At 72.4% G+C, this 3337-nt stretch carries 2 protein-coding genes and 1 pseudogene; 2 read left to right on the top strand and 1 reads right to left on the bottom strand.

Translation table 11 applies throughout. The features are described 5' to 3' along the window. Positions 1-569 (bottom strand): annotated as a pseudogene (locus B9S61_RS01895) (N-acetylmuramoyl-L-alanine amidase); the annotation flags it as partial. Between the two features lie 129 nt (positions 570-698). Here B9S61_RS01895 and B9S61_RS01890 point away from each other — a divergent pair. Both B9S61_RS01890 and B9S61_RS01885 read left to right on the top strand, forming a co-directional pair. Continuing rightward, positions 699-1460, top strand: a complete 762-nt coding sequence (locus B9S61_RS01890; protein ID WP_103540622.1) for a TIGR03089 family protein — start codon at positions 699-701, stop codon at positions 1458-1460. A 195-nt stretch (positions 1461-1655) separates the two neighbouring features. Next, positions 1656-2858, top strand: coding sequence for an LCP family protein (locus B9S61_RS01885; RefSeq protein ID WP_103540621.1), 1203 nt, complete (start codon positions 1656-1658; stop codon positions 2856-2858). Positions 2859-3337 lie beyond the last annotated feature (479 nt).

The following is a 3337-nucleotide window of genomic DNA, read 5'->3' as shown; positions in this document are numbered from 1 at the left end:
GCACCGGCACCCGAGCCGCCCTCGGAACCCCCGGAGTCCGCGGGCTCCCCGGGCTCTCCGGGCTCTCCGGGCTCTCCGGGCTCCGGCTGCACCCGTACCTCCACGCCGTCCGACTCCCCCACCCACAGCGGCGCGGTGGCCCCCCGAACCCGCCCCGAGGCCGCTTCGGTGGAGCCGGGGTCGGCCGCGTGGTCGCTGTAGTGGGTCTCGACGTCCTGCCATCCGGACCAGCCGCCGGTGGCGGCCGCGCGGGTGCGGACCTGGACGCGGCCGTGGAGTTCGGCGGCGGGGTCGTCCCAGATGACGCCGAGGAGGGAGAAGTGCCGTACGGCGCGGGGGGCGAGGCCCATGACAGCGGCGCCGGAGGCACGGTCGTGGGTGAGGGGAACCAGGGGCAGCGACTGGGTGCTGCCGGGGAGGACGTCGGACGGGGCCGTCACCGCTGCGCGCGTGGCCGCTCCTGCCGTCGGCGCCGGTCTCGTGTCCGCCGCGACGGCGAGCGGAGCGAGCGGGAGGGAGAGGGAGGCGGCGCAGGTGACACCGATTGAGGAAGCAAGGATTCCACGCATACTCCCGAGCTTGGACATAGTCAGACAAAACTGTCTATCGGGGAGTTGACGGCCTGTCGGGGCCGGTTCCCCCGAACCGGTGCACCGCGCGAGCGGTGCGCGGGAGCGGGGCCGCGTACCCTTGCGCGGGTGAACGCCACCGACCGCACCCCTGCCGACCTGCTCAGTTCCGCGCTCGCCGCGGACCCGGGACGCCCCTTGGTGACCTTCTACGACGATGCCACGGGCGAACGTGTCGAATTGTCCGTGGCCACCTTCGCCAATTGGGTGGCCAAGACGGCGAACCTCCTCCAGGACGAACTGTCCGTGGAACCCGGCGACCGGGTGGCGCTGCTGCTGCCCGCGCACTGGCAGACGGCTGTCTGGCTGCTGGCGTGCGCGTCGGTGGGCGTGGTCGCGGACATGGCCGGGGACCCGGCGGCGGCGGACGTGGCGGTGAGCGGTCCGGACCCGGAGTCGCTGGAGGCGGCGCGGGCCTGCCGGGGCTCCCGGATCGCGCTGGCGCTCAGGCCGCTCGGCGGACGTTTCCCGCAGCCGCCGGAGGGCTTCGCCGACTACGCCGTGGAGGTGCCGGGACAGGGCGACCGGTTCGTGCCGTACGCGCCGGTCGACCCGGAGGAGCCGGCACTGATCGTGGCGGGCCGGGAGTTCACCGGCGCGGAGGTGGTCGAGCGGGCACGGGCCGAGGCGCCGGACCTCGGTCTGACCGGGCCGGCCTCGCGGGTCCTGTCGGGGCTGCCGTTCGACACCTGGGAGGGGCTGGGCACGGGACTGTACGGACCGCTGGCGACCGGCGGCTCCGTGGTCCTGTGCCGGAACCTGGACCGGCTCGGGGACGACGCCCTGGACAAGCGGGTGGAGAGCGAACACGTGACGGTCATCGCCCGCTGACCCGTCCGGCCCCCGCCCTGCCGCACGCCGCCCGGCGAACCGCCGCCGTTCCCGGCCCGGCGAACCGCCTCCGTCCCCCGTTCGGCCCACCACCACCCCCCATGCGCCGCACGCCCGGGTCATCGTCGTAGACAGCGGCACGCACCACACCCGTACGCCGTCAGGCCCCGTACGCAGTGAGGGGTGGACCCGGCCATGAGCGACACCGCAGGCACGCCCTCCGAACAGCCGGGCGCCGGGCCCGCCCCGGTCCCGGGTACGGGTTCCTCCCCCACCGGCCTGGGCAGGACCCGGCGGCGCCGGCGCTGGGCGCGCGCCATCGCGGTCGTGGCCGCCGTCGTCCTGGTCGCCGCCGCGGCCGCCGGGTGGGCGGTGTACATGAAGCTGAACGGGAACATCACCCCGGACGAGGCGGCGGCGGCCGAACTCGAGCGGTTCGAGAAGGACCGGCCCACCGCGCTCGTCAAGGGCGCCCAGAACATCCTGGTGATCGGCTCCGACTCGCGCCACGGGGACGAGAACGGCCGCTACGGACGGGACCCGGGGACCGAGCGCTCGGACACCGCGATCCTGCTGCACCTCTCCGCTGGCCGGTCCAGCGCCACCGCGGTGTCGATACCCAGGGACCTGATGGTGCACGTACCGGGCTGCCGGCGCCCCGACGGGTCGCGCTCCGCACCGATGTTCACCGCGTTCAACTCCGCCTTCGAGCTGGGCGGTTCCGCCTGCACCGTCCGCACCGTCGAGAAACTCACGGACATCCGGGTGGACCACCACGTGGTCGTCGACTTCGAGGGTTTCAAGGACATGGTCGACGCGGTGGACGGCGTCGAGGTGTGCCTGCGCGAGCCCATCGACGACAAGGACGCGAAACTGACGCTGGCGGCGGGCCGGGTGACGCTGACCGGCGAGCAGGCACTCGGATACGTCCGCGCCCGCAAGACCCTGGGCGACGGCAGCGACACCGGCCGGATGGAACGGCAGCAGCGGTTCCTCGGCGCGCTCGTCAGCAAGGTGCTCGGCACTGACGTCCTGCTGAATCCGGTGAAGCTGTATCCCGTTCTGGACGCGGCCACGTCGTCACTCACCACCGATCCGGAGCTGGCCAGCTTGCGGGGTTTGTACGAACTCGTACGCGGGCTGCGTGAAATCCCCACGGAAGACGTGCAATTCCTCACCGTGCCCCGGGAGCCCTACACGGGGAACGCCAATCGTGACCAGCTCGCGCGGCCCGCGGCGGAGGAACTGTTCGAGCGGCTGCGCACGGACGGCCCGGTGAGAGTCGGTACGGAACGTGACGAGAAGACCACGGAAAACGCAACCGGAGAGGCGGCCGAGGACCCCTCCCCCGCCCCCACCTTCTCGGGAAACACCGCCGCCGAGGACACCTGTACGTAAAGGCTCGGCCAAGCCAACTCCGGCGCTACGAACCTTTGTCCAGGGAAATGAGTGGATTACCCGCTTGTGAGGACGTGCAATTCGTCACCGACGTCGCCCTGGGGCGATCGGGACCGTTAGTGTGAGCGCTCCGGTGCGTCCGTTCCTTCAGGTCCGTCCTGAGATCACGCACTGTGTGACCAAGACTCGAGCGCCTGGGAGGGGAAAGGCGCCGCGTGGCCCCGACGGAGGATTCGAGCAACCGTGGACGCGCACAGCCGTGGGCGGGGAGAGAACGTCGATCCCGCAGACCAGTGGGTACTCAATCCGGACACCGGTGAATACGAACTGCGACTGAGCCCTTCCGCACCGCAGTCACCGATCCCCGGACCGCGGGGCCCACGCCGTCCCGGCGGGGCGAATCCCGGCGGGGGAAACCCCGGCCCGGGGTCCCCGCGCGGCCGTTCGGCGCCCTCGGACCGTCCGGCGGACGAGGACCG

This window comes from Streptomyces sp. SM1 (assembly GCF_002910825.1).
In the GTDB taxonomy this organism is placed as follows: domain Bacteria; phylum Actinomycetota; class Actinomycetes; order Streptomycetales; family Streptomycetaceae; genus Streptomyces; species Streptomyces okerensis.
Note: the sequence above shows the minus strand (reverse complement) of the source record. Positions and strands in the feature narration are given on the sequence as shown.